Genomic DNA, 25,245 nt, shown 5'->3' with positions numbered 1-25,245 from the left:
CGCTCCCCTTCAGTTTCCGGTCGTGTAACCGGTGATCTCGCCCACCCGGGTCAGCGACGCGCGCGCGGCGGCCACGATCCGGTCGGGGGTGAACCCGAACTGCTCGAAAAGCACGCTGTGCGGGGCGCTGGCGCCGTAGTGCTCCAGGCTGACGCTCTCGCCGCAGTCGCCGACGATGTGCCGCCAGGACATCGCGATGCCCGCCTCCACGCTCACCCGTGCCTTTACCCCGCGTGGCAGGACCGACTCCCGGTAGGCCTCGTTCTGCTCGGCGAACCACTCCTGGCAGGGCATCGAGACGACGCGGGTGGGAATGCCCTCGGCCTCCAGCCGGTCCCGGGCGGTGAGGCAGAGCTGCACCTCGGAGCCGGTGCCGACGAGGATCACCTGCGGCTGGGAGTTGGACGCCTCGGCCAGCACGTACCCGCCGCGGGCCACGCCCTCGGCGCCGCCCAGCGTGCCGCGGTCCAGCGTCGGCAGCGCCTGCCGGCTCAGCGCGAGCGCGGTCGGCCGGTCGGTGTGCTCCAGCGCCACCCGCCACGCCCACGCGGTCTCGTTGGCGTCGGCGGGGCGGACCACGTCGAGGCCGGGGATCGCCCGCAGCGCGGTGAGGTGCTCCACCGGCTGGTGGGTCGGGCCGTCCTCGCCGAGGCCGATCGAGTCGTGCGTCCAGACGTAGATGACCGGCAGCTTCATCAGCGCGGCGAGCCGCACCGAGGGCCGCATGTAGTCGCTGAAGACCAGGAAGGTGCCGCCGTAGGGCCGGGTGCCGCCGTGCAGGGTGATGCCGTTGAGGATCGCGCCCATGGCGTGCTCACGGATACCGAAGTGCAGGGTGCGACCGTACTCGTGACCGGGGAACGCCTTGGTGGCGTGCGCGGCCGGAATGAACGACGGCTCGCCCTTCATGGTGGTGTTGTTGCTCTCGGCGAGGTCGGCCGAGCCGCCCCAGAGCTCCGGCAGGACCGGAGCGAGCGAGTCCAGCACCTTGGCGGAGGCGGCCCGGGTCGCGACGCCCTTGGCATCGGCGGGGAACTCCGGCAGCACGTCCGTCCAGCCCGCCGGCAGGGCTCGGTCGGCCATCCGGTCGTAGAGCGCCTTGCGCTCCGGGTTGGTCTTCGCCCAGCTGCCGAAGGTGGTCTCCCACTGCTGCCGGGCCTGCTCGCCGCGGGTCAGCGTCAGGCGGGCGTGGGCGAGCACCTCGTCGTCGACGGCGAACGTCTGCGCCGGGTCGAAGCCGAGGATCTTCTTAGTGGCGGCCACCTCGTCCGCGCCGAGCGCCGAACCGTGGATCTTGCCGGTGTTCTTCTTGTTCGGCGCGGGCCAGCCGATGATGGTGCGCAGCGCGATGATCGAGGGGCGGCCGGTCTCCGCCTTGGCGGCCAGCAGCGCCCGGTACAGCGCCTCCACGTCCTCGTGGTAGTCGCCCTGGTCGGCGTCGCCGCGGCGCCAGTCGACCGTCTGCACGTGCCAGCCGTACGCCTCGTAGCGCGCCGCCACGTCCTCGCTCTTGGCGATCCGGGTGTCGTCCTCGATGGAGATCTCGTTGTCGTCGTAGATGACGACGAGGTTGCCCAGCTGCTGGTGGCCGGCGAGGGCGCTGACCTCGTGGCTGATGCCCTCCTCGATGTCGCCGTCGGAGGCGATGCACCAGATGTGGTGGTCGAAGGGGGAGGTGCCCGAGGTCTCCGGGTCGAAGAGGCCGCGCTCGCGGCGGGTGGCCATCGCCATGCCCACCGCGTTGCCCAGGCCCTGGCCGAGCGGGCCGGTGGTGGTCTCCACGCCCGGGGTGTGCCCGTGCTCCGGGTGGCCCGGGGTGAGCGAGCCCCACTGGCGCAGCGACTTCAGGTCCTCGAGGTTCAGCGGGTAGCCGGAGAGGAAGAGCTGGATGTAGAGCGTCAGGCTCGAGTGCCCGGCGGAGAGCACGAACCGGTCGCGTCCGGGCCAGGTCGGGTTCGCCGGGTCGTGCCGCATCACCCGGTTGAAGAGGAGGTACGCCGCGGGCGCGAGGCTCATCGCGGTGCCGGGGTGCCCGTTGCCGGATTTCTCCACGGCGTCCATGGCCAACACACGTACGGTGTCGACGGCCCGGCGGTCGAGGTCGGACCAGTTGAGGTCGTTCTCAGATTGGTTGGCAGCCACGTTGGTTGTGCTCCTCGGCAGATGGGCGGAACCCTCATTGGTGACCCTATCGAGCCGTCCTAAACGTCCGCCCGGGGATCACTACATGGTCCTTGGTACTCCGCAGGGGGGATTCGTGGTAGGTCGGAACGTGTGACGACCCGCACCGTTGCCGGGTCGGCCGGGCAGCCAAAACGACAGCGCGTAGTGTGTGGGCGGTGTGGGGCCCGAATCGGGTCCGGCCGATCCGAATCTCCCGCTCCGACGCCGGAAGGTGGCAATCCGTGAGCATGATCACCGAGCGCCCCGTCAGCGACTCCGCCGGGCAGCCGCCCGTGCGGACGGTGGTGGAGGACTCGGTCGCTCCGCGTCGGGACGTCCGGGCGATCGTTGCGGCGTACGTGGCGCTGACCAAGCCGCGGATCGTCGAGCTGCTGCTGGTCACCACGGTGCCGGCGATGATGCTAGCCGCCGACGGGTTGCCCTCGCTCTGGCTCGTCGCCGTGGTGCTGGTCGGCGGATCGCTCGCCGCCGGCGCGGCCAGCGTGATCAACTGCTACATCGACCGGGACATCGACCAGTTGATGCGGCGGACGAAGCGGCGGCCGCTGCCCGCGCACACGGTCTCGCCGCGCAGCGCGCTCGTCTTCGGCCTCACGCTCGCCGTCATCTCCGTCGCGCTGATGGCCACCTTCACCAACCTGCTCGCCGCCGGGCTCACCCTGGCCGCGATCGTGTACTACGACGTGATCTACACGCTCTGGCTCAAGCGCACCACGGCGGCGAACACGTTCTGGGGCGGCGCCTGTGGGGCGGCGCCGGTGCTGATCGGCTGGGCCGCGGTCACCGGCTCGCTCGCGCCGGCCGCCTGGGCGCTCTTCGGGGTGGTCTTCTTCTGGCAGATGCCGCACTTCTACCCGCTGGCCATGAAGTACAAGGACGACTACGCCCGCGCCGGGATCCCGATGCTGCCGGTGGTGGCCTCCACCCGCCGGGTGAACGCCGAGATCCTGATCTTCGCCTGGTTGACCGTGCTGACGTCGCTGGCGGCCTGGCCGCTCGGCATGAGCGTCGTCTACGGCGTGCCGACGCTGGTGGTGGGCGGCATCTTCGTGGTCGAGGCGCACAAGCTGGCCCGGCGGGCGGCGAGCGGCCAGGCGGTCAAGCCGATGCGGCTCTTCCACTGGTCGACGACGTACCTGACCATCGTCTTCGCCGCGGTCGCGCTCGACGCGCTGCTCTGACCGCGGGGCGGCCCGGGCGGGCGGTAAGCGGCGCGATGGTCCCCGCAAAATCATCATCATGGATGAGTTGTCCGGGTTTAGTGTCACATCATCGTCTCTTTCAGCATGAGTCGGATCGGCTCAACCTGCGCCGGATCCCGCAGTCTTTGTCCTGGCGGTATGCCTTACTGAGTCCCGAAAAATCGGGGCAAAGAACCTGTGCTGTTCCTTAAACGCGCAGGTAACAGGCATCACAAAAGGTTCACGGTTCTCGCCCTTACCAGTGGCAACCTGCATAGGCTTCGCGTCATGGCAGATGGTTCCGATACGACGCTGACGGCTGAACACAGCGATCAGGCCCCGAACGGCCTGGTCTCCGGGATCAAGTCGTTCGCCGCCGGACACGGCGGTGCGAAGGCCGTCATCGAGTACGTCGGCAAGCGCGGTGCACGGATCGTCCTCGTCGGCGAGGACGGCGAGTGGGGCGACCAGATGGCGACCGACACGGTCACCGCGCGCGAGGCGTGCGCCGAGGCGGGAGTCACCGTCGAGAACGCCTGGGAGCGGGAACTGATGGACCAGATGCGGCCGAGCAACGACCTCTGGCGGTCGATGGCCCGACGCACGATGGCCCGTTGAGAACAAGTTGACCAACCACCACCAGCCGGCCCGGGGGAAACCCCGGGTCGCTCTCGTAACCTGCGGCGAACTCGCCGACCTGGACCCGGACGACCGGCTCGTGCTCGGCCCGTTGGCCGCCCGCGGGATCACCGCCGAGCCCGTGGTCTGGGACGACCCGGCCGCCGACTGGGCGGCGTACGACCTGGCGGTGCTCCGCTCGCCCTGGGACTACGCGCCGCGCCGCGACGAGTTCGTGTCCTGGGCGCAGCGCGTACCGCACCTGGCGAACCCGGCCGACGTGGTGCGCTGGAACACCGACAAGCGCTACCTCGACCAGCTGTCGAGCGCCGGGGTGCCTACGGTCCCGACGACGTGGGTCGCGCCGGGTGAGCCCTGGCGGCTCCCCGCCGACACCGGGGAGTACGTGATCAAGCCAGCGGTCAGCGCGGGCAGCCAGGACACCGGCCGGTACGACCTGGCCGACCCGGAGCACCGCGAACTCGCCGTGGCGCACGTGCGGCGACTCTCGGCCGCCGGTCGGGTGACGATGGTCCAGCCGTACCTCGCCGCGGTCGACACCGCCGGCGAGACCGCGCTGCTCTTCCTCGCCGGCGAGCAGGGGCTCGAGTTCAGCCACGCCATTCGCAAGGGGCCGATGCTGGCCGGCCCCGACCTCGGGGTGGACGGGCTCTACCGGCCGGAGGAGATCACCGCTCGTACCGCCAGCCTGGAGCAGCTCGCGGTGGCCAGGAAGACCCTCGCGACGGTGCCCGGCGGAACCCACCGGCTGCTCTACGCCCGGGTCGACGTCATCCCCGGCCCGGACGGGCAGTCGGTCCTGGTCGAGTTGGAGCTCACCGAACCCTCACTCTTCCTGATGCACGCCGCCGGTGCCGCCGACCGCCTCGCCGATGCGATCCGGACCCGGCTGACCCGCCAAACCTGATCCCGCCGCCCGCCATTTCGGCAATCATGCAGTGGTGGCACCGGACAGGACACGCGACCGTGGGCAGGGCGCCCGCGGTCGCGTGCTGGCCGGCCCGTCCCGGCGTGGTGGCGGGTCAGGCGCCGACGGCCACGGGCTCGGCCGCCGGGGCGGGCGCCGGGGCGGCGGGCACCGACCGGCGCTCCCGGGTCGACCACTGCACGTGCAGCGTGGCGAGCAGGACCAGGCAGGAGCCGAACATGTGCGCGCCGACGAGGACCCCGGGCAGATGGGTGAAGTACTGCACGAAGCCGATCACGCCCTGACCGAGTTCGACCGCGAGCAGCCAGAGGGCGGCCCGTTCGGCCCGGGCCGCGCCGACCGCGCGGAACGCGAAGAGCAGCGCCACCGAGAGGCCGAGCAGCAGGAAGACGCTGTCCGCGTGCACCTGGGAGATCGACTCCGGGTCCAGCCCGTTGCGGGCCGCGCCCTGGTCGCCGGCGTGCGGGCCGCTGCCGGTCACCCAGGTGCCGATCACCAGCACCGCGACGCCGACCGCCGTGGTGAGCCGGGCCAGCGCCCGCAACGGCGCGGGCACCACTGCCACCACCGGCCCGTCCGGCTCGGCGGTGCGGCGCCAGAGGGCGTACGCGGCGGCGATCACCGCCATCGAGGCGAGGAAGTGCAGGCCGACCACCCACGGGTTCAGGTTGGTCAGCACGGTGATCCCGCCGACCACAGCCTGCGCCGGGATACCGAAGAAGACCGCGACGGAGAGCGGCAGCACCCCGCGCCGGCGTGGGCGGTGGGCCAGCGCCGCCAGCAGGGTGGCGAAGGCGATGATGCCGACCGCGAAGGTGAGCGTCCGGTTGCCGAACTCGATCACCCCGTGCACGCCCATCTCGTCCGTGGGGACGTACGAGCCGTCGGTGCAGCGCGGCCAGGTGGGGCAGCCGAGCCCGGAGGCGGTCAGTCGCACCGCCCCGCCGGTGACCACGATCCCGACGTTCGCGATGATCGAGGCGAACGCGAGCCGCCGCAGCAGTGCCGCCGAGACCGGAAACCGGTCGAGCAGGCGGTGCAGCGCGGCGGGGACCGGGAACCGGACGTATCGCTTCACGGCCCGAATCCTACGCAACGTAGTGATCGAGGTTCGTCCGACTCCCGTACCACGGTGGTTGGAATCACCGGGACCCCGGTTTGCGGGCCCCGGACGAAATACGTAACGTGGGCGTTGTGAAAAAGGCGGCGGAGGTCTCCGCGCACCGGTCGGCGACCGTCCCGGTCGCCGGTCAGGGCGCGCCCACCGGCCTCGGCGCCGACCTGTCCACCCGTGACCGGGTGACCCAGCTGCTCCTGGAGCAGGGCGCGGCCACCGCCGCGCAGCTCGGATCGGCGCTCGGGCTGAGCCCGGCCGCGATCCGCCGGCACCTCGACGCGATGCTGGCCGACGGTGACGTGCTCGCCCGCGAGCAGGCGGTCCGCGGTCACCGGGGTCGGGGCCGCCCGGCGAAGGTCTTCGTCCTGACCGAGGCCGCCCGGGTCCGCTGCGGCACCCACCACTACGACAACATGGCCACCGCCGCGCTGCGCTGGATCGCCCGCAACGGCGGCTCGCAAGCGGTGGAGACGTTCGCCGCCGAGCAGGTCTCCGCGCTGGAGGCCCGCTGCCGGGCCGCCATGGAGGACGCCGGCGACGACCCGCTCGCCAGGGCGGAGGCGCTCGCGGGCGCGTTGACCGCCGAGGGCTACGCTGCGAGCGCGTCCGTGATCGCCTCCGGCGGCCAGCTCTGCCAGCACCACTGCCCGGTGGCGCACGTGGCCGCCGAGTTCCCTCAGCTCTGCGAGGCCGAGACCGAGGTGATCTCGCGTCTGGTCGGCACCCACGTGCAGCGCCTGGCCACCATCGCGCACGGCGACGGGGTGTGCACCACGCACATCCCGACCCAGCCGGGGCGTGCGCAGTCCGGAAATACCGTCACCACTGTGAGGACAGATAGATGACCGAGCAGATCGTCCAGCCCCTGACCCAGGAGGAGCAGCTCGCCGCCCTCGGTCGTTACGAGTACGGCTGGGCCGACCCCGACGTCGCCGGGGCGTCCGCCCAGCGTGGCCTCAACGAGGCGGTGGTGCGGGACATCTCGGCGAAGAAGAACGAGCCGGCCTGGATGCTCGACCTGCGCCTGAAGGGCCTGCGGCTGTTCGAGCGCAAGCCGATGCCGGCCTGGGGCGCCGACCTCACCGGGATCGACTTCGACAACATCAAGTACTTCGTCCGGTCGACGGAGAAGCAGGCCGCCAGCTGGGAGGACCTGCCCGAGGACATCAAGAACACCTACGACCGGCTGGGCATCCCCGAGGCGGAGAAGCAGCGCCTGGTCGCCGGTGTCGCGGCGCAGTACGAGTCCGAGGTCGTCTACCACAAGATCCGTGAGGACCTTGAGGAGCAGGGTGTCATCTTCCTCGACACCGACACGGCGCTGCGCGAGCACGAGGACATCTTCAAGGAGTACTTCGGCACGGTGATCCCGGTAGGCGACAACAAGTTCGCCGCCCTGAACACCTCCGTCTGGTCCGGCGGCTCGTTCATCTACGTGCCGAAGGGCGTGCACGTGGAGATCCCGCTGCAGGCCTACTTCCGGATCAACACGGAGAACATGGGCCAGTTCGAGCGGACGCTGATCATCGTCGACGAGGGTGCGTACGTGCACTACGTCGAGGGCTGCACCGCGCCGCTCTACTCCTCCGACTCGCTGCACAGCGCGGTCGTCGAGATCATCGTCAAGAAGAACGCCCGGTGCCGTTACACGACCATCCAGAACTGGTCGAACAACGTCTACAACCTGGTGACCAAGCGCGCCGTCTGCCAGGAGGGCGCGACCATGGAGTGGGTCGACGGCAACATCGGCTCCAAGGTCACCATGAAGTACCCGGCGGTCTACATGCTCGGTGAGCACGCCAAGGGCGAGGTGCTCTCGGTCGCGATGGCCGGCGAGGGCCAGCACCAGGACGCCGGCGCCAAGATGGTGCACGGCGCGCCGCACACCAGCAGCACCATCGTCTCCAAGTCGATCGCCCGGGGCGGCGGCCGCACCTCGTACCGCGGCCTGGTCCAGGTGCTGGAGGGCTCGACCAACAGCAAGAGCACGGTCAAGTGCGACGCGCTGCTGGTCGACACCATCTCCCGCTCGGACACCTACCCGTACGTCGACATCCGCGAGGACGACGTGGCGATGGGGCACGAGGCGACCGTCTCCAAGGTCAGCGAGGACCAGCTCTTCTACCTGATGAGCCGGGGCCTCTCCGAGGACGAGGCGATGGCGATGATCGTGCGCGGCTTCATCGAGCCGATCGCCAAGGAGCTCCCGATGGAGTACGCGCTGGAGCTCAACCGCCTGATCGAGCTTCAGATGGAGGGCGCGGTCGGCTGACCCGCCCGGCGCTCCCGCGGACCCCGACCCGTCGGGCCGGGGTCCGCGAATCCCGACCGGTCGGGCCGGGGGTTCGCGAACCCCGACCGACCCTCCGATTAGTCGCTGAACAGACCAAGGAAGAGATGACTACCCAGGCTTCCGCGCCGCCGACCACCAAGTCGCAGGCGCTGCGCTCGTACGACGTCGCCGACTTCCCGGCCCTGACGGGCCAGGAGGAGGAGTGGCGGTTCACCCCGCTCAAGCGCCTGCGGGGGCTCACCGGCGAGGCGCAGGGCGCCACCGGCACGATCCGGCACGAGTACGGCGACCTGCCGGCCGGCGTGACGGTCGGCCGGATCGCGAAGGACGACCCGCGGGTGGGCAGCGTGCTCACCCCGTTCGACCGGATCAGCGCGCTCGCGTACGGCGGCGCCGGTGACGCGCTGCTGGTCCAGGTCGCGCGGGAGGCGGTGGTCGGGACGCCGGTGACCGTGCGGGTGACCGGCGACGGCGCGGACGCCCTGGCCTTCGGGCACACCTTCGTCGAGGTGGCCCGGTTCGCCGAGGTGACCCTGGTGCTGGAGCACGCCGGCTCGGCCACGCTGGCCGACAACGTCGAGGTGACCGTGGCCGACGGGGCGAAGCTGACCCTCGTCACGGTCGCGGACTGGGCCGAGGACGGCGTCCAGGCCCAGCACCTCAAGGTGAAGCTGGGTCGCGACGCCAAGGTCGTGCACATCCAGGTGAGCCTCGGCGGCGACCTGGTCCGGCAGTACACCAGCGTCGAGTACACCGACCGGGGCGGCGAGGCGGAGCTCTACGGCGTCTACTTCGCCGACTCGGGTCAGCACCTGGAGCACCGGCAGTTGGTCGACCACTCGGTGCCGGACTGCCGCAGCTACGTCGGGTACCGGGGCGCCCTGCAGGGGCAGAGCGCGCACACCGTCTGGGTGGGCGACGTGCTGATCCAGGCCGAGGCGACCGGCACCGACACGTACGAGATCAACCGGAACCTGCTGCTCACCGAGGGCGCCCGCGCCGACTCCGTACCGAACCTGGAGATCGAGACCGGCGAGATCGCCGGCGCCGGCCACGCGAGCGCGACCGGTCGCTTCGACGACGAGCAGCTCTTCTACCTGATGGCGCGGGGTATCCCGGAGGGCGAGGCCCGCCGGTTGGTGGTGCGTGGCTTCTTCGCCGAGCTGATCAACAAGATCCCGGTCGAGGAGCTGCGGGAGCGGCTCGGCGCGGCGATCGAGGAGCGGCTCGCCAAGGCGGGCGCCTGATGATCCGGATCTGCTCCACCGAGGACGTGCCGAAGGGCGCCGCGATCAGCGCGGACGTCGACGGCACTCAGATCGCTCTGGTGCACGGCGAGGACGACAACTTCTACGCCGTCTACGACGAGTGCTCGCACGCCTCGGTGGCCCTCTCCGAGGGCGAGGTCGAGGGCTGCACGCTGGAGTGCTGGCTGCACGGCTCCCGCTTCGACCTGCGCACCGGCGAGCCCACCGGGCTGCCCGCCACCGAACCCGTCCCCGTCTATCCCGTCGAAGTCCGCGACGGCGACATCTACGTCAGCCTCACGCCGAGCAATGGAGTGACCCGATAATGAGCACCCTGGAGATCCGCGACCTGAAGGTGTCGGTCAAGCTGCCCGAGGGTGAGCTCAAGCCGATCCTGGCCGGTGTCGACCTGACCGTCCGCTCCGGTGAGACCCACGCCATCATGGGCCCCAACGGCTCCGGCAAGTCGACGCTCGCGTACTCGATCGCCGGCCACCCGAAGTACGAGATCACCGGCGGTTCGGTGACGCTCGACGGCGAGGACGTGCTGGCCATGTCCGTCGACGAGCGGGCCCGCGCCGGCCTCTTCCTCGCCATGCAGTACCCGGTCGAGGTGCCCGGCGTGTCGGTGGCGAACTTCCTGCGTACCGCCAAGACCGCCATCGACGGGGAGGCGCCGAAGCTGCGCACCTGGGGTGCCGACCTGCGCGGGGCGATGGAGCGGCTGCAGATGGACCCGGCGTTCGCCCAGCGCAACGTCAACGAGGGCTTCTCCGGCGGTGAGAAGAAGCGGCACGAGATCGTGCAGCTGGAGCTGCTCAAGCCGAAGATGGCGATCCTCGACGAGACCGACTCCGGCCTCGACGTCGACGCGCTGCGCGTGGTCAGCGAGGGCGTCAACCGGGTCCGCGACACCGGTGACACCGGCCTGCTGCTGATCACCCACTACACGCGGATCCTGCGCTACATCAAGCCCGACTTCGTGCACGTCTTCGTGGCCGGCCGGATCGTCGAGCAGGGCGGCCCGGAGCTGGCCGAGAAGCTCGAGGAAGAGGGCTACGAGCGGTACGTCGCCGGGGCCGGTTCGGCGCGGGCCTGATCATGGGGGACGCGGAGATGACCACGATCGCGATCCCGCCGGGGATGCCGCAGTACGACGACGTGCCGCGTTACGACGTGGCGCGGGTGCGCGCCGACTTCCCGATCCTGGACCGGGAGGTCAACGGGCACCGGCTGGTCTACCTCGACAGCGCGAACACGTCGCACAAGCCGCGTCAGGTGCTCGACGTCCTCGCCGAGCACTACGCGCAGCACAACGCGAACGTGTCCCGCTCGGTGCACACCCTGGGCACCGAGGCGACCGAGGCGTACGAGGGCGCCCGGGCGAAGATCGCCGCGTTCATCAACGCGCCGAGCCCGGACGAGGTGGTCTTCACCAAGAACTCCACCGAGGCGATCAACATCGTGGCGTACGCGTTCTCCAACGCGTCGCTGCGCCCGGACGCCGACCCGCGGTTCCGCCTCGGGCCCGGCGACGAGGTGGTCATCTCCGAGATGGAGCACCACTCGAACATCGTCCCGTGGCAGCTGCTCTGCGAACGCACCGGCGCGACCCTGCGCTGGTTCCCGGTCACCGACCAGGGACGGCTGGACGAGTCGGGCCTGGACGACCTGGTCACCGAGCGGACGAAGATCGTCTCGCTGGTGCACATGTCGAACATCCTCGGCACCGTGAACGCCACCGCGCGGATCACCGCGCGGGTCCGCGAGGTGGGGGCGCTGCTGCTGCTGGACTGCTCGCAGTCGGTGCCGCACCTGCCGATGGACGTGGTCGACTACGACGCGGACTTCATCGTCTTCACCGGGCACAAGATGTGCGGTCCGACCGGCATCGGCGTGCTCTGGGGTCGCTCCGAGCTGCTGGCGGCCATGCCGCCGGTCTTCGGCGGCGGCTCGATGATCGAGACGGTGGCGATGTCCGGCTCCACGTTCGCCGCGCCGCCGGCCCGGTTCGAGGCGGGCACCCCGCCGATCGCGGAGGCCGTGGCGCTCGGCGCCGCGGTGGACTACCTCACCGGCATCGGCATGCGGGCCATCCAGTGGCACGAGAAGGAGCTGACGGCGTACGCGCTCGACGCCCTCGCCACGGTGCCCGACCTGCGGATCTTCGGGCCGGCCGTGCCGGTGGGCCGGGGCGGCACCATCTCGTTCGCGCTCGGCGACGTGCACCCCCACGACGTGGGCCAGGTGCTCGACTCGCTGGGGGTGCAGGTGCGGGTGGGTCACCACTGCGCCCGCCCGGTCTGCACCCGCTTCGGCGTGCCGGCCACGACGCGGGCCTCGTTCTACCTCTACACCACCACCGAGGAGATCGACGCTCTGGTGGCGGGTCTGGAGCAGGTGCGAAAGGTGTTCAGCTGATGCAGCTCGACCAGCTCTACCAGGAGATCATCCTGGACCACTACAAGCACCCGCACGGGCGCGGACTGCGTGACGCCGAGGGTGGGGCGAACACCGCCGAGGCGCACCACGTCAACCCGACCTGCGGGGACGAGGTCACCATGCGGGTGGCGACCGACGGCAGTGTGCTCACCGACATCTCGTACGACGGCATGGGCTGCTCGATCAGCCAGGCCTCGGCGAGCGTGCTGCACGAGCTGCTGAGCGGTCGGCGCGCCGGGGAAGCTTTCGAGGTCCACGAGGCGTTCGTCGAGTTGATGTCCGGGCGTGGCCAGGTCACGCCGGACGAGGACGTGCTCGGTGACGGGGTGGCTTTCGCGGGTGTGGCCCGCTACCCCGCCCGGGTGAAGTGTGCGTTGTTGCCGTGGATGGCGTTCAAGGACGCCGCGGCACGCGCCGGGGTGGGCGTGAGCCCGGAGGTGAAGGCATGAGCGAGGAAGGCACCACCACCGCCGCGACGCCGGCGACCGGCGGCGGCAAGGCCGCCGTCGCCGACATCGAAGAGGCGATGAAGGACGTCGTCGACCCGGAGCTGGGGATCAACGTGGTCGACCTCGGCCTGGTGTACGGGGTGCACGTCGACGACGAGAACGTGGTCACCCTCGACATGACGCTCACGTCGGCGGCCTGCCCGCTGACCGACGTCATCGAGGACCAGGCGCGGCAGGCGCTGACCACCGGCCCGGGCGGTGGGCTGGCCAACGACATCCGGATCAACTGGGTGTGGCTGCCGCCGTGGGGGCCCGACAAGATCACCGACGAGGGGCGCGATCAGCTCCGCTCGCTCGGCTTCAACGTCTGACCGATCCCGCTCGTCGGGCGCGGCACCCAGCGGTGCCGCGCCCGACGTGTATGCGGCGCACGTGCGCCGGGCCCGTCGCCGACGGCGCTCGCTGCCAGCCGTTCTGGTCGCCGGTCGTGCTCGTTGCCGGTCGGGGTGCCGGCCGTGCTCCGGTGTGGGTCGCGGTTCGGGGCCGACCGCCGTTCTCCGGTGTCGGTCGTTCTCCGGTCTCGCTCGCGGTTTCGGCCGAGCGCCCCGTGGTGCGGCTGCGACGGCCGGACCACGGCGAGCCTGATACCTCAGGGGCATCAATATGCCTCTGAGGTATCACGCCCGACGGGATACACCCGCTCGGCGCTCGGCGCTCGGCGCTCGGCGCTCGGCGCTCGGCGCTCGGCGCTCGGCGCTCGGCGCCCGCCGCCCGGTGCTCGCCGCCGGGGGTCCACGTCGGGATGCCTGCCGCCCCGGTCTACTCGCCATGCGCCGCTCGCCGCCCGGCACCCCTCGTCTGCCGATCGGGGCCCGCCGCTCGCCGCCCGGCACCCCTCGTCCGCCGATCGGGGCCCGCTACCCGCCGCTCGGCACCCGCCTCCCGCCACCCGCCGCCGGGGGCCCTCTGCCCGGTGCTCGCCACGCGCCGCTCGCCACCCCCCGCTGCGGGCCGGAGCCGCTGGTCGGCGCATTCGGCGTGGTGGGCGTGGGTGGGAGCCGCTAGGCGGCGTGGTGGGCGTGGCATCGGCCGGTGGGAGCCCTAGCCGGCGCAGTCGGCGTGGCAGGGGAGCCGGTGTGCCCGCATCGGACCCGGGCGAATTCGCTCGCGGCCACGGACACCGGTGCGCGAGGATTACGGTGTGATCGAGCCATACCGGATGAGCATCGTTCCTGTCGCCGCGGCCACCAGCGCCCGCCGACAGCAGCGGGGTCCCGGTCGTGCCTCGACCCGCCACCGGCCGTCATGACCGAGGCGTTCCTTGCCGGCCTGGTCGCCGGCTACGGCGTCGCCGTTCCGGTCGGTGCGATCGCCGTGCTGATCCTGGGGCTGAGCGCCCGCACCTCGTTCCGGGTCGGCGCGGCGGCGGCGCTCGGCGTGGCCACTGCCGACGGTCTCTACGCGGCGGTCGCGGCGCTCGGCGGTGCCGCCCTGGCTGCGGTGATCGCGCCGGTCGCTGGTCCGTTGCGAGCCGTGGCCGCGCTCGTTCTGCTGGCGATCGCCGCCCTCACCGCCTGGCGGGCGCTGCGCCCTCGGCGGGTGGACGCTCAGGGCAATGGTGGCCGAGGGCTGGACAGTCCGGGCCGGGCTTTCGCCGGTGTGCTCGCGTTGACCCTGCTGAACCCGGCGACCGTCGTCTACTTCGCCGCGCTGGTGCTGGGTCGGGGCGACGCCGCCGATCCGGATTCCAGGGCCACGGCGCTCTTCGTGCTGGGCGCGTTCGTCGCGTCGGCGAGTTGGCAGCTGCTGATCGCCGGAGGCGGGACCGTGGTCGGCCGGGCGCTCGCCGGCCCTCGGGGCCAGCTGCTCACCGCGCTCGCGTCCAGCGCCATCATCGCCACGCTGGCCATGACCACCCTGCTCACCACCTGATCCCCCCCGCCCTCCCACCCCACCCCCACCCTCGCCCGTCGATCATGAGGTTGGCGGGGCGACACGCCGCCCCGGGCACCGTCAACCTCATGATCGGCGCGGGCCGGTGGGATCGGTGCCGGGCCAGTGGGGCCGGCGCGGGTCGGTGTGGTCGGTGCCGGGCCGGTGGGGTGGGGGCGGGGAGGGGCGGGGGTGTGCCGTACGGTCGGGCCATGTCGAGTCGACCCGCAGCCGGGGGCGGCCGGTGGGTCGAGGTCGACCCGGGCCGGGTGGCCCGCTGGGTGGAGGGCTTCGCCGGTCGCCACGGCCCGCCGACCGTCACCACCGAGGCGTACGGGCTGCTGCTCGCCGCCCCGGACGGCGCGACCGCCGAGCTGCATGCGCCGCCCGGCGCCCCGGCCGCCGCCGACGTGCCGGCCTTCGTGGCCGGCGCGACCGCGCCCCGTCGGCTCGGTCTGCTGCTCGCCCGCAAGGGTGGGGTGGCGGTCGGGATCGCCGAGGGCGCCGACCTCGTCGTGTCGAAGGTGGACACCCGTTACGTGCAGGGGCGGACGGCCGCAGGCGGCTGGTCCCAGCAGCGCTTCGCCCGACGGCGGGACAACCAGACGAAGGCGGCGCTGGGCGACGCCGCCGAGCTCGCCGTACGGCTGCTGATGCCGCAGGTGACGACGCTGGCCGCGCTGGTGTGCGGCGGCGACCGGCGGGCGGTCGACACGGTGCTTGCCGATCGCCGGCTCGCCCCGCTGGCGACGCTGCGTGCCGACCGGTTGCTCGACGTGCCCGAGCCCCGGCACGCGGTCCTGGTGGGCGCCATCGCGGCCGCGCGCGCCGTGCACGTGCTGGTACGCGAACCCGCGCCGCCCCGCTGAGCATATCTTTACGCATTGATGCAGGTCATCATCCTGGCATCCGATGTGGCCGTCGGCAAACTGATCGATCGGAATCGCCCCGACGGTCGACTGTGACCGTCGGGGCGATTCTCCGGTGCGAGGCAGCCCGCTCAGAGCCGGCTGGTGCCGAAGGTGTCGCACACCTGCGGGTCGCCCCGGTCGTAGCCCTGCCGGAACCAGCGCTGGCGCTGCTCCGAGGTGCCGTGGGTGAACTGGTCGGGGTTGATCCCCCCGCCGGAACGCTGCTGGATGGTGTCGTCACCGATCGCTTCGGCGGTCTCCACCGCCTCCTTGATGTCGCTCTCGGTGATCGAGGTGAAGAGTGCCTCCTGGCCGGACTTGTCCTTGCTCTCCGTCGCGTGCCGGGCCCAGGCGCCGGCGTAGCAGTCGGCCTGCAGTTCGAGGCGGACGGAGGCGGACTCGGGGCCGGTCTGGTCGCCCTGGCCGGCCCGCTCGTTGGTGCCCAGCAGGTTCTGGATGTGGTGCCCGTACTCGTGGGCGAGGACGTACGGCGCGGCGAACTCGCCGTCGGCCCCGAACCTCGACGCCAACTCGTCGTAGAAGCTCAGGTCGATGTAGACCTGCTTGTCCGCCGGGCAGTAGAACGGCCCGACACCGGAGTCGGCCGTTCCGCAGCCCGTGCTCACCGCCTGCCCGAAGTAGTTCGTGTCGGTGGGCTCGTACTGCCGCCCGGAGATCGCCGGATACTCCTGCTTCCAGTAGTCCTGGATGCTGTTGACGTACAGCAGGTTGCGGCACTTGACGTTCCCGAACCGGTCCGGATTGTCCCGGGAGCAGGACTGCTCCAGGTCCTCGCCGCCGGCGCCGTCGCCGTTGGTGGCGGCGTTGAGGCCGATCCCGCCGCCGACCAGGGCGACGAGGACCGTGATGACGAGGCTCACCAATCCGCCCCGCCCGGTCGGCAGGGGAATGGGCATGCCCCGGCCGGAACCGACGCCCCGTCCCAGGTCGTTGACCTGGGAGGTGTCCAGCTCAGCTCGATCGTTCAGCTCCATGATCACCTCGATCGCGACGGGGACTCTCGTGGCATGGCGCCGGCACCCGGTCCGGCTGGGTGGTTTCGTACCCGATGATCTTGATGGGTAATCCGGATCGGGCTCCGTCCGCCGGCCGGTACACTTGTCGCGTGCTGCGCTGCGAAGGCTGAACCGCCCCACGCCGCCGGGCCCGTCGCCCGCCGGCGTTTTCGCGTGCCCTGAGTCGGCCTTCCGGACCCCGAGAGCGAGTCTCACACCATGATCACTGCCACCGGCCTGGAGCTGCGCGCCGGCGCCCGGATCCTGCTCTCCGACACCACGCTGCGGGTGCAGCCAGGTGACCGGATCGGCCTGGTCGGGCGTAACGGCGCCGGCAAGACCACCACGCTGAAGGTGCTGGCGGGGGAGGGGCAGCCGTACGCCGGCCAGATCGACCGCCGCAGCGCGATCGGCTACCTGCCGCAGGACCCGCGCACCGGCGACCTGGAGGTGACCGGCCGTGACCGGGTGCTCTCCGCGCGCGGCCTGGACGTGCTGATGGCGGAGATGGCCGAGATCGAGGCCAAGCTCGCCGAGAACGCCGACGAGAAGCTGGTACGGCGCTACGGCGCGCTGGAGGACCAGTTCGCCTCCCTCGGCGGGTACGCGGCCGAGGCGGAGGCCGCCCGGATCTGCGCCAACCTCGGCCTGCCCGACCGGGCGCTCGCCCAGACCATCGGCACCCTCTCCGGTGGCCAGCGTCGCCGCATCGAGCTGGCCCGGATCCTCTTCCGCGACGCGGGCGAGAACGGTGGCGGCATCCTGCTGCTCGACGAGCCGACCAACCACCTCGACGCGGACTCGATCACCTGGCTGCGCTCCTTCCTCGCCAACCACAAGGGCGGGCTCATCGTGATCAGCCACGACGCCTCGCTGCTGGAGGCGGTGGTCAACAAGGTCTGGTTCCTGGACGCCACCCGCTCGGTGGTCGACGGCTACAACCTGGGCTGGAAGGCGTACCTGGAGGCGCGGGAGACCGACGAGCGGCGACGTCGCCGGGAGCGGGCCAACGCCGAGAAGAAGGCCGGCGCCCTGATGGCGCAGGCGGACAAGATGCGGGCCAAGGCCACCAAGACGGTCGCCGCGCAGAACATGGCCCGGCGGGCCGAGAAGCTGATCTCCGGGCTGGAGGAGGTGCGGGTCGCCGACCGGGTGGCCAAGGTGCGCTTCCCCACCCCCGCGCCGTGCGGGAAGACGCCGCTGACCGCGACCGGGCTCTCCAAGTCGTACGGGTCGTTGGAGATCTTCACCGACGTCAACGTGGCGGTGGACCGCGGCTCGCGGGTCGCGATCCTGGGGCTCAACGGCGCCGGTAAGACGACCCTGCTGCGGATGCTCGGCGGCCTGCTCACGCCGGACACCGGCGAGGTGCACGCCGGGCACGGGCTGCGGCTGGGCTACTACGCGCAGGAGCACGAGACGCTCGACGTGACCCGGACGGTGCTGGAGAACATGCGCGCCGCCGCCATCGAGCAGACCGACACCGACCTGCGGAAGATCCTCGGTGCCTTCCTCTTCTCCGGCGAGGACGTGGAGAAGCCGGCCGGGGTGCTCTCCGGCGGCGAGAAGACCCGACTGGCCCTGGCCACCCTGGTCTGCTCGGGCGCCAACGTGCTGCTGCTCGACGAGCCGACCAACAACCTCGACCCGGTCAGTCGCGAGCAGGTGCTCGACGCCATCGCCCGCTACCCCGGGGCGATCGTGCTGGTCACCCACGACCCGGGCGCGGTGCTGGCGCTGAAGCCGGACCGGGCCATCCTGCTCCCCGACGGCGACGAGGACGCCTGGAGCGACGACCTGCTCGAACTCGTCGAACTCGCCTGAGCTCCGGAGCGTCCTCACCACTGCCGCCGCCGCGCCGGGGAAGCACCGATACGGGCGGGTTCGTGCGTCACCTATCGGGAAGCTGACATCGCATAGCGTGTCGGTTGGCGAATAGTTGATATCTGGCGCATGATCGTTCGAGGCGGTCTAATAGGTGGGACCGTATCCGAACCGCACAGTCTGGGACGTGAGGACACAGCATGGCAGCCACCGGCACAGCCACCAGCACTGAGAAGGGTCGCCGGATCGTCGGAGCCGAGCGTCAGACGCTCGCGAAGGACCTGGTTAAGCGGTACACCTCGGGTGAGAGCATCCGGGCGCTCGCAGCCTCGACGGGCCGTTCCTACGGCTTCATCCACCGGGTGCTCACCGAGTCCGGGGTGCAGCTGCGCCAGCGCGGCGGCGCCCGCCGCCGCAAGAAGGCGTGATCGAGCCCGTTACGTCGTTCCATCAGCGCCGCCCCCGGGTCGTCCGGTGACCGCCGACGCGACCGGAGTGCGGTTGGAATACGACGGGCCGGTCGCGACGGTCACGTTGTGCCGGCCCGACGTGCTCAACGCCCAGACCCCGGCGATGTGGCGCGCGATGAGCGCCTTCTCCCGGGACCTCCCCGGCGACGTGCGCGTGGTGGTCGTACGGGGCGAGGGGCGCGCGTTCTCGGCCGGCCTCGACCTGTCGGTGGCCGGTGCCTCCGGGGCGGGCTCCTTCGCCGAGCTCGCCACCCTGCCCGAGCAGGAGTGCGCGGACCGGATCGCCGAGTTCCAGGCCGCCTTCACCTGGCTGCACCGTCCGGATCTCATCTCCGTCGCGGCCGTGCAGGGGCACGCCATCGGGGCCGGTTTCCAGCTGGCTCTCGCCTGTGACCTGCGGGTGCTCTCCCAGGATGTGAAGTTCTCCATGGCCGAGGTGACGCTCGGTCTCGTGCCGGACCTCGCCGGCACCAAGCGCCTGGTCGAACTCGTCGGCTACTCCCGCGCGCTGGAGATCTGTGCCACCGGACGCCGCATGGACGCCGCTGAGGCGGACCGGATCGGGCTGGCCACTCTCGTCGTACCGCCCGCCGAGCTGGACGAGGCGGTGCGCGATCTGACCGTCGGGCTGCTGGCCGGGAACCGGGACGCCGTGGTCGAGATCAAGGCGCTGCTCGCCGGTGCCGCGGATCGCTCGCACGCGGAGCAGCAGCGGGCGGAGCGCGAGGCGCAGACCCGCCGGCTGCGTGACCTCGCCGGGCGCGGCGAGTAAAGGTAAGGACCGTTCGGGAAGATCTGGGTTACGGCTTAGGTTGTCAGTGTCGTCGGGAGAATTGACCTGGGTGTGGTCGGCCCGACGATCCTGGAGGTGAGCGTGTCCAACCCGATGGGCGGCGGTGGCATGGGCATGGGCGGCTGGAGCATGCTCCGGTCGATGCGCAGTCAGGACGAGGTCTCTGCGCACCAGCTCAAGCGAGGCACGGCGAAACGGATCCTCGCCTTCGCCCAGCCGTACCGGCGCGACATCGTGGTCTTCCTGATCACCGTGGTGATCGCCGCGATCATCGGCGTGGCCACGCCGCTGCTCGCCGGTGACGTCATCGACGCCATCAACCGGGGCGGGTCCGAGGCGGGCTCGCTGGTCGTACGCCTCGCCCTGATCATCGGGGGCCTCGCGATCGCCGACGCACTGCTCTCCCTGGCGCAGCGCTGGTACTCCGCCCGGATCGGCGAGGGCATCATCCTCGACCTGCGCACCCGGGTCTACGACCACGTGCAGCGCATGCCGTTGCAGTTCTTCACCCGGACCCAGACCGGCGCGTTGGTCAGCCGGCTCAACAACGACGTGCTCGGCGCGCAGCGGGCCTTCACCTCGACACTCTCCGGCATCGTCAGCAACGTCATCCAGCTGGTGCTCACCGCCGGCGTCATGTTCACGCTCTCCTGGCAGATCACCGCGCTGTCGCTGGTGCTGCTGCCGGTCTTCATCATTCCGGCCCGCCGGGTCGGTCGGCGTCTCGCCGACATCACCCGGGAGGCGTACAACCTCGACGCCCGGATGAATGCGACGATGACCGAGCGGTTCAACGTGGCGGGGGCGCTGCTGGTCAAGCTCTTCGGCCAGCCGGACGGCGAGGCGCGCCGGTTCGCCGGGCGGGCGGAGCGGGTACGCGACATCGGCATCCAGTCCGCGATGTACTCGCGGACCTTCTTCGTGGCGATGCTGCTGGTCGCCTCGCTGGCCCAGGCGCTCACCTACGGCCTCGGCGGCTGGCTCGCGGTCGCCGGCAGCGTCAGCGCCGGTACGGTCGTGACGCTCGCGCTGCTGCTCACCCGCCTGTACGGCCCACTCACCGCGCTCTCCAACGTCCGCGTCGACGTGATGAGCGCCCTCGTCTCCTTCGACCGCGTCTTCGAGGTGCTCGACCTGCGCCCGTCGATCGAGGAGAAGCCCGATGCCGTGCCGGTGCCCCGGGGCAACGGCCGGGTCGAACTCCGCGACGTGCGGTTCCGCTACCCCAGCGGCGCCGACGTCTCGCTCGCCTCGCTGGAGGAGGTCGCCACCCTCGACCGGACGATCAGCGAGCCGGTGCTGCGGGGCGTCTCGTTCACCGCCGAGCCGGGACAGATGGTTGCCCTGGTCGGCCCCTCGGGCGCCGGCAAGTCGACGCTCTCGATGCTCATCCCGCGCGTCTACGACGTCAGCGACGGCCAGGTGCTCGTCGGCGGCGTCGACGTACGCGACGCCACGCTCGCGTCGCTGCGCGACGAGATCGGCGTGGTCACCCAGGATTCGCACCTGTTCCACGAGTCGATCCGGGAGAACCTGCGCTACGCCAAGCCGGAGGCCACCGACGACGAGCTGTGGACGGCGCTGGCCGGCGCGCAGATCGCCGACCTGGTCCGGTCGCTGCCCGACGGGCTGGACACCACCGTCGGCGAACGCGGCTACCGCTTCTCCGGCGGCGAGAAGCAGCGGATCGCGATCGCCCGGCTACTGCTCAAGGCTCCCTCGATCGTCATCCTCGACGAGGCCACCGCCCACCTCGACTCGGAGAGCGAGGCGGCGGTCCAACGGGCGCTGTCGGTGGCGCTGGCCGGGCGTACGGCGTTGGTGATCGCGCACCGGCTCTCCACGGTCCGCGACGCCGACCAGATCCTGGTCCTCGACGGCGGCCGGATCGTCGAGCGGGGACGGCACGACGAGCTGGTCGCGGTGGGCGGCCTCTACGCCGAGCTCTACCGGACGCAGTTCGCGGTCGCCGACTCGCCCGCCCCGTACACGGACGCGACGGGCCCCGAGCCGGTGGTCATGCCGATGGGCACGTACCTGCCCGAGGAGGCGCTGCCCCCGGCCGCCGCGAACTGAACGGGGCTGCGGCGACTCCCCGGGTCAGAGCGCGGTCGACGCCTGGCGCAGCTCGGCGAAGGCGGCACCGAGGCTCTCGGGCGTGAAGTGCGCGTTGAGGCCGCTCGGGTTGGGCAGCACCCAGAGCCGGGCGTCGGCCAGCCGCTCCGGCTGCGGGCCGAACGTCGCCTTCGGGCGGGCGAACCCGATCCGGTAGGCGGTCACGCCCACCACCGCCACCCAGCGCGGCCGGTACCGGGCCACCTTCTCCCGCAGCGTCTCCGCCCCGGCCACCAGCTCGGCGGCGGTCAACTCGTCGGCGCGGGCGCTGGCCCGCTCCACCAGGTTGGTGATGCCGATCCCGTAGCCGAGCAGCTCGTCCTGTTCGCTCGGGTGCAGCAGTCGTGGGGTGAAGCCGCCCCGGTACAGCGCCGGCCAGAACCGGTTGCCCGGCCGGGCGAAGTGCCAGCCGACGGCGGCCGACCAGAGGCCCGGGTTGATCCCGACGAAGAGCACGTCGAGGCCGGGCGCGATGAGGTCGGGCAGGAGGCGGTCGGCCGCCGCCGCGAGCTCCTCCCGGGTGGGACGCGGATACCGGCCGGCGGGAGCGGTGACGGGGCCGGGGCGGCGGTCGCCGAGCCCTGGCCCGGAGCTGGGGCGGCGGTCGCCGGGGGCGGGTGCGCCGGGGCGTGGCCGGCCGGGCCGCCGACCGCCGGGCGGGTCGGGAGTCACAGCCCGCGCAGCGAGCCGCCGTCAACGGGGATGGTGACCCCGGTGACGTAGCCGGCGGCGGGGGAGAGGACGAATGCGGCGACGCGGCCGAACTCGGCGGGATCGCCGATCCGGCGCAGCGGAATGCCCGCCTCGATCTCGGTGAGCGCGCGGTCCGGGTCACCCGTGGCGGCCAGCAGCTCCCGGCTGCGGTCGGTGAGGATGCGGCCCGGGAGCAGGCCGACGACCCGGACGCCGCGCGGGCCGTACTCGTCGGCGATGTCCTTCGCCGCGCCGGCCAGTCCGGGCCGCAGCCCGTTGGAGATGCCGAGCCCGGCGAGCGGGCTGCGCGCCGAGCTGGACAGGACCAGCCCGATCGCCCCGCCGTCGGGCAGGTTGGCGGTGATCGTCCGGATGGCGCGGATCGTGCCTAGGAAGATCGTCTCGAAGGAGGTGCGCCACTGCTCGTCGGTGACCGACGCGGCGTTGCCGGGCGGCGGTCCACCTACCGAGATCAGCGCGCCGTCGAGCCGTCCGAAGTGGTCCTTGGCTGTCGCGACCAGGCGCTCCGGCAGGGTCGGGTCGCCCAGATCGCCCGGCAGCCCGACCGCCTGCTCCGGCCCGCCGAGGCGCTCCACCGCGGCGGCGAGCGTGTCGGCGTCCCGGGCGGAGAGCACCACGCGCGCCCCGTCGGCGACGAGGCATTCGGCGGTCGCGTAGCCGAGGCCCCGGGAGGCGCCGGTCAGCACGTACACCCGTTCGCGGAGTCCGAGATCCATGGTGCCGATCCTGCCGCACCGAGTCAGCGGTCGCGACCCGCTGTGTCGAGGCTCGCCCGGGGGGCGGCGCGGAGCAGGCGTACCCGGCCGGCGAGCTGGACCGCCAGCGCGCCACGTACGCGGCCCAGGGCCGGCAGTCGGCGGGGGCGTGGCGTACGCCGCCCGTCGTAGCGCGCGCCCGCCTCCCGGACGGCCAGCTCCTCGGCGCCCAACGGTGGCAGCGTCCCTTCGTCGCGTAGGGCGCGGGCCAGGTCCCAACCGTCGCGCAGGGATCCGTGGGTCGGCCGGTCGGTCGCCCAGGCCGCGAACCTCGCCGGCCACTCCGCGCCGAGGGCCGCGGCGAGCAGTGGCCAGTGCCGGGCCACCTCCCCGGCGCGTTTGCGCAGCAGGGCCGCCCGGGCCGCGGCGAGCGGCGCGGGCGCGAATCCGGGCGGTACCGGCCCGCCGGTGACCAGCGCGGCGACCAGCTCCGCCTGGCGGGCGGCGAGGTCGTCTGTCCGGCCCGGCGCGTCGCCGGTCATGTGACCGCCGGGAACCCGGACGCGGCCGCGACGGCGTCGAGTTCGGTGCGCAGCACCTGCGCCGGCGGGTACCCGCCGTCCCGCTCCAGCAGCAGAGCCGGTGGCCGTCGCCGGGCGCAGAGTTCACCGACCAGCTCCAGCACCGGCGGGGGCACCGGGTCGGTGTGCGTGTCGTGGTAGAAACCGCCGTGCTCGGCGCCCCCGGCCACGTGCACGTACGCGACCCGTTCCAGGGGCAGCCGGTCGAGCAGGTCGAGCGGGTCGGCGTGCCGGTTGCGCGCGTTCGCGTACACGTTGGCGATGTCGAGCAGCAGCAGCGCGCCGGAGCGGTCGAGGATCTCGGTGAGGAAGGCGGCCTCGTCCAGCTCGTCGTCGGGCCAGTCGAAGAGCGCGGCGATCGGTTCCAGCGCGATCGGCACCGGCAACCGCTCCTGGACGCGCGCGACGTTCGCGCAGACCGCGTCGACGGCCGCCCGGCTGCGCGGTAGGGGCAGGAGGTGGCCGGCCTCCACCCCGCCGGCCCGGACGAAGGCGATGTGTTCGCTGACCAGCGGTGCGTCCACCAGCTCGGCGACCTGGGCGAGCTGCTCCACCCGCTCCGGGTGCACCGGCTCCGCGCCGCCGAGGGAGAGCCGCACCCCGTGCGGCACGACGGTCACCCCTCGCTCGCGCAGCGCGGCGAGCCCCGCCGGCAGCGGTCGGGACGGTGCCAGCGACTCGGCCACCACCTCGACGAAGCGCAGTCCGGGCAGTTCGGCGACGAAGCCGGCGATCTCGGGGCGCCAGCCGATGCCGACACCGGTCAGGCCGTTCACCCGCCGCACCCGCCCCCACAGCCACCGCCGCCGCCGCAGGAACCGCCGCCGCAGGAGCCGCCGTCGCCGCCGGAGCCGCTGTCACCACCGGACGCGCCGACGCCCCCGTCGGAGATCGCCTGGCGTGGGATCTCGGCCCCTTCGGCGAAACCCGGGTCGAGCGCCCAGAGCGAGGCGGCGCCGAAGAGCGCCACGCCCGTGGCCGCGCCGACCGCGCCGTAGGTCGCGTACGCCGGAGCGGAGGAGGGAGCGAGGTGGGCGTGTTGCCGACGCAGATCGCGCAGGGCCTGCCGGCCGGCGCGGCTCACTCGCGGAACCCGGCTCAGGAACAGGAAGACCACGAAGAGCGGCAGCAGGCTGAGGAACAGATAGCCGACGGGCCGGCTGTCGGAGAGCCCGACGAACGTCCGCACCACGCCGATGGCGATCAGGGCGAAGAGGGCGAACGACGCGCGCCGGGCGGTCGTGCGGCGGGCCGACGACAGGAGCAGGCCGCGCTGTTCGAGACCGGCGCGCAGGTCGGTGAGCGCCCGGTCCACCCACTGGTCCCGGCGTAGCTCGCGGACCCGGGCCCGCTGCCCGGCCGCGTGGTGCACCGCCCGGTCCAGCGGCGTCGCCCCGGCGGGCAGCGGGCCGGTCGCCTTCAGCTGGTGGTTCGCCCCGACGTCGATCGCGCCGACGGCGCGCAGCCCGGCGAGCGCCGCGTGCACGGTGAGCGTGTCGCCGCCGTTGAGGTACGCGGCCTGCTGCGGGTCGAGCGGGTTGCGACCGCCCTCCCGCCCGACCGTGCGCAGCCGGATCCGGTGGAGCACGGCGACGGCCACCAGCACGGCCGCCGCGGCGAGGTAGAACCGGAGGAAGGTTGGACCGGAGATGCCCCACGTATCGCCCGAAGCGGCGAGATCGAACTCGTTCATCGGCTGCTCCTGTCACCGAAG

At 72.1% G+C, this 25,245-nt stretch carries 25 protein-coding genes; 17 read left to right on the top strand and 8 right to left on the bottom strand.

The window, feature by feature from the left end:
• Positions 1 to 9: 9 nt before the first annotated feature.
• The gene (gene tkt / locus D7044_RS06565) at positions 10 to 2,061 is read right to left on the bottom strand and encodes a transketolase (protein WP_411710971.1); all 2,052 of its coding nucleotides are present in this window, start codon (positions 2,059 to 2,061) and stop codon (positions 10 to 12) included.
• A 344-nt stretch (positions 2,062 to 2,405) separates the two neighbouring features.
• Between tkt and D7044_RS06560 the strand changes: the two genes are divergently transcribed.
• The 3 genes from D7044_RS06560 (at position 2,406) to D7044_RS06550 (ending at position 4,911) form a co-directional block, all read left to right on the top strand.
• Positions 2,406 to 3,365, top strand: coding sequence for a heme o synthase (locus D7044_RS06560; RefSeq protein WP_120683219.1), 960 nt, complete (start codon positions 2,406 to 2,408; stop codon positions 3,363 to 3,365).
• 288 nt (positions 3,366 to 3,653) lie between these two features.
• Positions 3,654 to 3,983 carry a hypothetical protein gene (locus D7044_RS06555; RefSeq protein ID WP_120683221.1) on the top strand — a complete coding sequence of 110 codons (330 nt, stop codon included), beginning with the start codon at positions 3,654 to 3,656 and terminating at the stop codon, positions 3,981 to 3,983.
• 7 nt (positions 3,984 to 3,990) lie between these two features.
• Positions 3,991 to 4,911 (top strand): ATP-grasp domain-containing protein, encoded by a 921-nt coding sequence (locus D7044_RS06550; protein ID WP_120688297.1) that lies wholly within the window; start codon positions 3,991 to 3,993, stop codon positions 4,909 to 4,911.
• A gap of 115 nt (positions 4,912 to 5,026) precedes the next feature.
• Here D7044_RS06550 and D7044_RS06545 read toward each other — a convergent pair whose 3' ends face one another.
• Positions 5,027 to 5,974 (bottom strand): COX15/CtaA family protein, encoded by a 948-nt coding sequence (locus D7044_RS06545; protein ID WP_120683448.1) that lies wholly within the window; start codon positions 5,972 to 5,974, stop codon positions 5,027 to 5,029.
• 152 nt (positions 5,975 to 6,126) lie between these two features.
• Between D7044_RS06545 and D7044_RS06540 the strand changes: the two genes are divergently transcribed.
• The 10 genes from D7044_RS06540 (at position 6,127) to D7044_RS06490 (ending at position 15,281) form a co-directional block, all read left to right on the top strand.
• The gene (locus D7044_RS06540) at positions 6,127 to 6,894 is read left to right on the top strand and encodes a helix-turn-helix transcriptional regulator (protein ID WP_120683224.1); all 768 of its coding nucleotides are present in this window, start codon (positions 6,127 to 6,129) and stop codon (positions 6,892 to 6,894) included.
• Positions 6,891 to 8,321, top strand: coding sequence for a Fe-S cluster assembly protein SufB (gene sufB / locus D7044_RS06535; RefSeq protein ID WP_120688296.1), 1,431 nt, complete (start codon positions 6,891 to 6,893; stop codon positions 8,319 to 8,321). Before D7044_RS06540 ends, sufB begins: the two co-directional genes overlap by 4 nt.
• Before the next feature lie 125 nt (positions 8,322 to 8,446).
• Positions 8,447 to 9,589 (top strand): Fe-S cluster assembly protein SufD, encoded by a 1,143-nt coding sequence (sufD, locus tag D7044_RS06530; protein ID WP_120688295.1) that lies wholly within the window; start codon positions 8,447 to 8,449, stop codon positions 9,587 to 9,589.
• The gene (locus D7044_RS06525; protein ID WP_120683230.1) at positions 9,589 to 9,915 is read left to right on the top strand and encodes a non-heme iron oxygenase ferredoxin subunit; all 327 of its coding nucleotides are present in this window, start codon (positions 9,589 to 9,591) and stop codon (positions 9,913 to 9,915) included. Before sufD ends, D7044_RS06525 begins: the two co-directional genes overlap by 1 nt.
• Positions 9,915 to 10,688 (top strand): Fe-S cluster assembly ATPase SufC, encoded by a 774-nt coding sequence (gene sufC, locus D7044_RS06520; RefSeq protein ID WP_120683232.1) that lies wholly within the window; start codon positions 9,915 to 9,917, stop codon positions 10,686 to 10,688. The genes D7044_RS06525 and sufC overlap by 1 nt, the downstream gene beginning before the upstream one ends.
• Before the next feature lie 17 nt (positions 10,689 to 10,705).
• The gene (locus D7044_RS06515; RefSeq protein ID WP_120683450.1) at positions 10,706 to 12,010 is read left to right on the top strand and encodes a cysteine desulfurase; all 1,305 of its coding nucleotides are present in this window, start codon (positions 10,706 to 10,708) and stop codon (positions 12,008 to 12,010) included.
• Complete coding sequence (gene sufU / locus D7044_RS06510; RefSeq protein ID WP_120683234.1) at positions 12,010 to 12,480, top strand: Fe-S cluster assembly sulfur transfer protein SufU; 471 nt, start codon at positions 12,010 to 12,012, stop codon at positions 12,478 to 12,480. Before D7044_RS06515 ends, sufU begins: the two co-directional genes overlap by 1 nt.
• Positions 12,477 to 12,851 (top strand): metal-sulfur cluster assembly factor, encoded by a 375-nt coding sequence (locus tag D7044_RS06505; protein ID WP_120683236.1) that lies wholly within the window; start codon positions 12,477 to 12,479, stop codon positions 12,849 to 12,851. Before sufU ends, D7044_RS06505 begins: the two co-directional genes overlap by 4 nt.
• Before the next feature lie 934 nt (positions 12,852 to 13,785).
• A complete protein-coding gene (locus D7044_RS06495; protein WP_120683238.1) occupies positions 13,786 to 14,412 on the top strand; it encodes a LysE family transporter in 627 nt (208 codons plus the stop codon).
• A gap of 212 nt (positions 14,413 to 14,624) precedes the next feature.
• Positions 14,625 to 15,281, top strand: coding sequence for an acVLRF1 family peptidyl-tRNA hydrolase (locus D7044_RS06490; RefSeq protein WP_120683240.1), 657 nt, complete (start codon positions 14,625 to 14,627; stop codon positions 15,279 to 15,281).
• Positions 15,282 to 15,412: 131 nt separating this feature from the next.
• Here D7044_RS06490 and ypfJ read toward each other — a convergent pair whose 3' ends face one another.
• Positions 15,413 to 16,318: a KPN_02809 family neutral zinc metallopeptidase gene (ypfJ, locus tag D7044_RS06485; protein WP_120688473.1), complete on the bottom strand. Its 906-nt coding sequence runs from the start codon at positions 16,316 to 16,318 to the stop codon at positions 15,413 to 15,415.
• 240 nt (positions 16,319 to 16,558) lie between these two features.
• Between ypfJ and D7044_RS06480 the strand changes: the two genes are divergently transcribed.
• The 4 genes from D7044_RS06480 to D7044_RS06465 all read left to right on the top strand — a co-directional run bounded on the left by D7044_RS06480 (position 16,559) and on the right by D7044_RS06465 (position 21,502).
• The gene (locus D7044_RS06480; protein ID WP_120683242.1) at positions 16,559 to 18,163 is read left to right on the top strand and encodes an ABC-F family ATP-binding cassette domain-containing protein; all 1,605 of its coding nucleotides are present in this window, start codon (positions 16,559 to 16,561) and stop codon (positions 18,161 to 18,163) included.
• A gap of 200 nt (positions 18,164 to 18,363) precedes the next feature.
• Complete coding sequence (locus tag D7044_RS06475) at positions 18,364 to 18,591, top strand: helix-turn-helix domain-containing protein (protein ID WP_007462679.1); 228 nt, start codon at positions 18,364 to 18,366, stop codon at positions 18,589 to 18,591.
• A 46-nt stretch (positions 18,592 to 18,637) separates the two neighbouring features.
• The gene (locus D7044_RS06470) at positions 18,638 to 19,405 is read left to right on the top strand and encodes an enoyl-CoA hydratase/isomerase family protein (RefSeq protein ID WP_120688294.1); all 768 of its coding nucleotides are present in this window, start codon (positions 18,638 to 18,640) and stop codon (positions 19,403 to 19,405) included.
• A gap of 114 nt (positions 19,406 to 19,519) precedes the next feature.
• Positions 19,520 to 21,502, top strand: coding sequence for an ABC transporter ATP-binding protein (locus D7044_RS06465; protein ID WP_120683454.1), 1,983 nt, complete (start codon positions 19,520 to 19,522; stop codon positions 21,500 to 21,502).
• Between the two features lie 24 nt (positions 21,503 to 21,526).
• On the opposite strand, the gene mug is transcribed toward D7044_RS06465, so the two are convergent.
• Genes mug through D7044_RS06440 form a run of 5 tightly spaced genes read right to left on the bottom strand, consistent with a single transcriptional unit; the run spans position 21,527 to position 25,224 of the window.
• Positions 21,527 to 22,213 carry a G/U mismatch-specific DNA glycosylase gene (gene mug, locus D7044_RS06460; protein ID WP_120683246.1) on the bottom strand — a complete coding sequence of 229 codons (687 nt, stop codon included), beginning with the start codon at positions 22,211 to 22,213 and terminating at the stop codon, positions 21,527 to 21,529.
• Positions 22,210 to 22,971: an SDR family oxidoreductase gene (locus D7044_RS06455; RefSeq protein ID WP_120688293.1), complete on the bottom strand. Its 762-nt coding sequence runs from the start codon at positions 22,969 to 22,971 to the stop codon at positions 22,210 to 22,212. The genes mug and D7044_RS06455 overlap by 4 nt, the downstream gene beginning before the upstream one ends.
• A gap of 23 nt (positions 22,972 to 22,994) precedes the next feature.
• Entirely contained in the window at positions 22,995 to 23,492 is a 498-nt protein-coding gene (locus D7044_RS06450) for a hypothetical protein (RefSeq protein WP_120688292.1), read from the bottom strand.
• Positions 23,489 to 24,307 (bottom strand): MbnB/TglH/ChrH family RiPP precursor modification enzyme, encoded by an 819-nt coding sequence (locus D7044_RS06445; RefSeq protein WP_120688472.1) that lies wholly within the window; start codon positions 24,305 to 24,307, stop codon positions 23,489 to 23,491. Before D7044_RS06445 ends, D7044_RS06450 begins: the two co-directional genes overlap by 4 nt.
• Positions 24,304 to 25,224, bottom strand: a complete 921-nt coding sequence (locus D7044_RS06440) for a TIGR04222 domain-containing membrane protein (RefSeq protein ID WP_120688291.1) — start codon at positions 25,222 to 25,224, stop codon at positions 24,304 to 24,306. The genes D7044_RS06445 and D7044_RS06440 overlap by 4 nt, the downstream gene beginning before the upstream one ends.
• Between the last annotated feature and the right edge of the window lie 21 nt (positions 25,225 to 25,245).

The organism is Micromonospora musae (genome assembly GCF_003626635.1).
Taxonomy (GTDB): Bacteria; Actinomycetota; Actinomycetes; order Mycobacteriales; family Micromonosporaceae; genus Micromonospora; species Micromonospora musae.
The sequence above is the reverse complement of the archived record's forward strand: the minus strand, read 5'-3'. Positions and strand labels throughout refer to the sequence as shown.

Bases quoted from the DNA above. Each gene is read 5' to 3' on its own strand.
- D7044_RS06455 (WP_120688293.1), bottom strand. From the start codon at position 22,971: ATGGATCTCGGACTCCGCGAACGGGTGTACGTGCTGACCGGCGCCTCC.
- D7044_RS06490 (WP_120683240.1), top strand. From the start codon at position 14,625: ATGTCGAGTCGACCCGCAGCCGGGGGCGGCCGGTGGGTCGAGGTCGAC.
- D7044_RS06465 (WP_120683454.1), top strand. From the start codon at position 19,520: ATGGGCGGCGGTGGCATGGGCATGGGCGGCTGGAGCATGCTCCGGTCG.
- D7044_RS06495 (WP_120683238.1), top strand. From the start codon at position 13,786: ATGACCGAGGCGTTCCTTGCCGGCCTGGTCGCCGGCTACGGCGTCGCC.
- sufU (WP_120683234.1), top strand. From the start codon at position 12,010: ATGCAGCTCGACCAGCTCTACCAGGAGATCATCCTGGACCACTACAAG.
- D7044_RS06450 (WP_120688292.1), bottom strand. From the start codon at position 23,492: ATGACCGGCGACGCGCCGGGCCGGACAGACGACCTCGCCGCCCGCCAG.
- D7044_RS06515 (WP_120683450.1), top strand. From the start codon at position 10,706: ATGACCACGATCGCGATCCCGCCGGGGATGCCGCAGTACGACGACGTG.
- D7044_RS06475 (WP_007462679.1), top strand. From the start codon at position 18,364: ATGGCAGCCACCGGCACAGCCACCAGCACTGAGAAGGGTCGCCGGATC.
- sufB (WP_120688296.1), top strand. From the start codon at position 6,891: ATGACCGAGCAGATCGTCCAGCCCCTGACCCAGGAGGAGCAGCTCGCC.
- sufC (WP_120683232.1), top strand. From the start codon at position 9,915: ATGAGCACCCTGGAGATCCGCGACCTGAAGGTGTCGGTCAAGCTGCCC.
- D7044_RS06525 (WP_120683230.1), top strand. From the start codon at position 9,589: ATGATCCGGATCTGCTCCACCGAGGACGTGCCGAAGGGCGCCGCGATC.
- D7044_RS06480 (WP_120683242.1), top strand. From the start codon at position 16,559: ATGATCACTGCCACCGGCCTGGAGCTGCGCGCCGGCGCCCGGATCCTG.
- sufD (WP_120688295.1), top strand. From the start codon at position 8,447: ATGACTACCCAGGCTTCCGCGCCGCCGACCACCAAGTCGCAGGCGCTG.
- tkt (WP_411710971.1), bottom strand. From the start codon at position 2,061: ATGGACGCCGTGGAGAAATCCGGCAACGGGCACCCCGGCACCGCGATG.
- ypfJ (WP_120688473.1), bottom strand. From the start codon at position 16,318: ATGGAGCTGAACGATCGAGCTGAGCTGGACACCTCCCAGGTCAACGAC.
- D7044_RS06505 (WP_120683236.1), top strand. From the start codon at position 12,477: ATGAGCGAGGAAGGCACCACCACCGCCGCGACGCCGGCGACCGGCGGC.
- D7044_RS06440 (WP_120688291.1), bottom strand. From the start codon at position 25,224: ATGAACGAGTTCGATCTCGCCGCTTCGGGCGATACGTGGGGCATCTCC.
- D7044_RS06555 (WP_120683221.1), top strand. From the start codon at position 3,654: ATGGCAGATGGTTCCGATACGACGCTGACGGCTGAACACAGCGATCAG.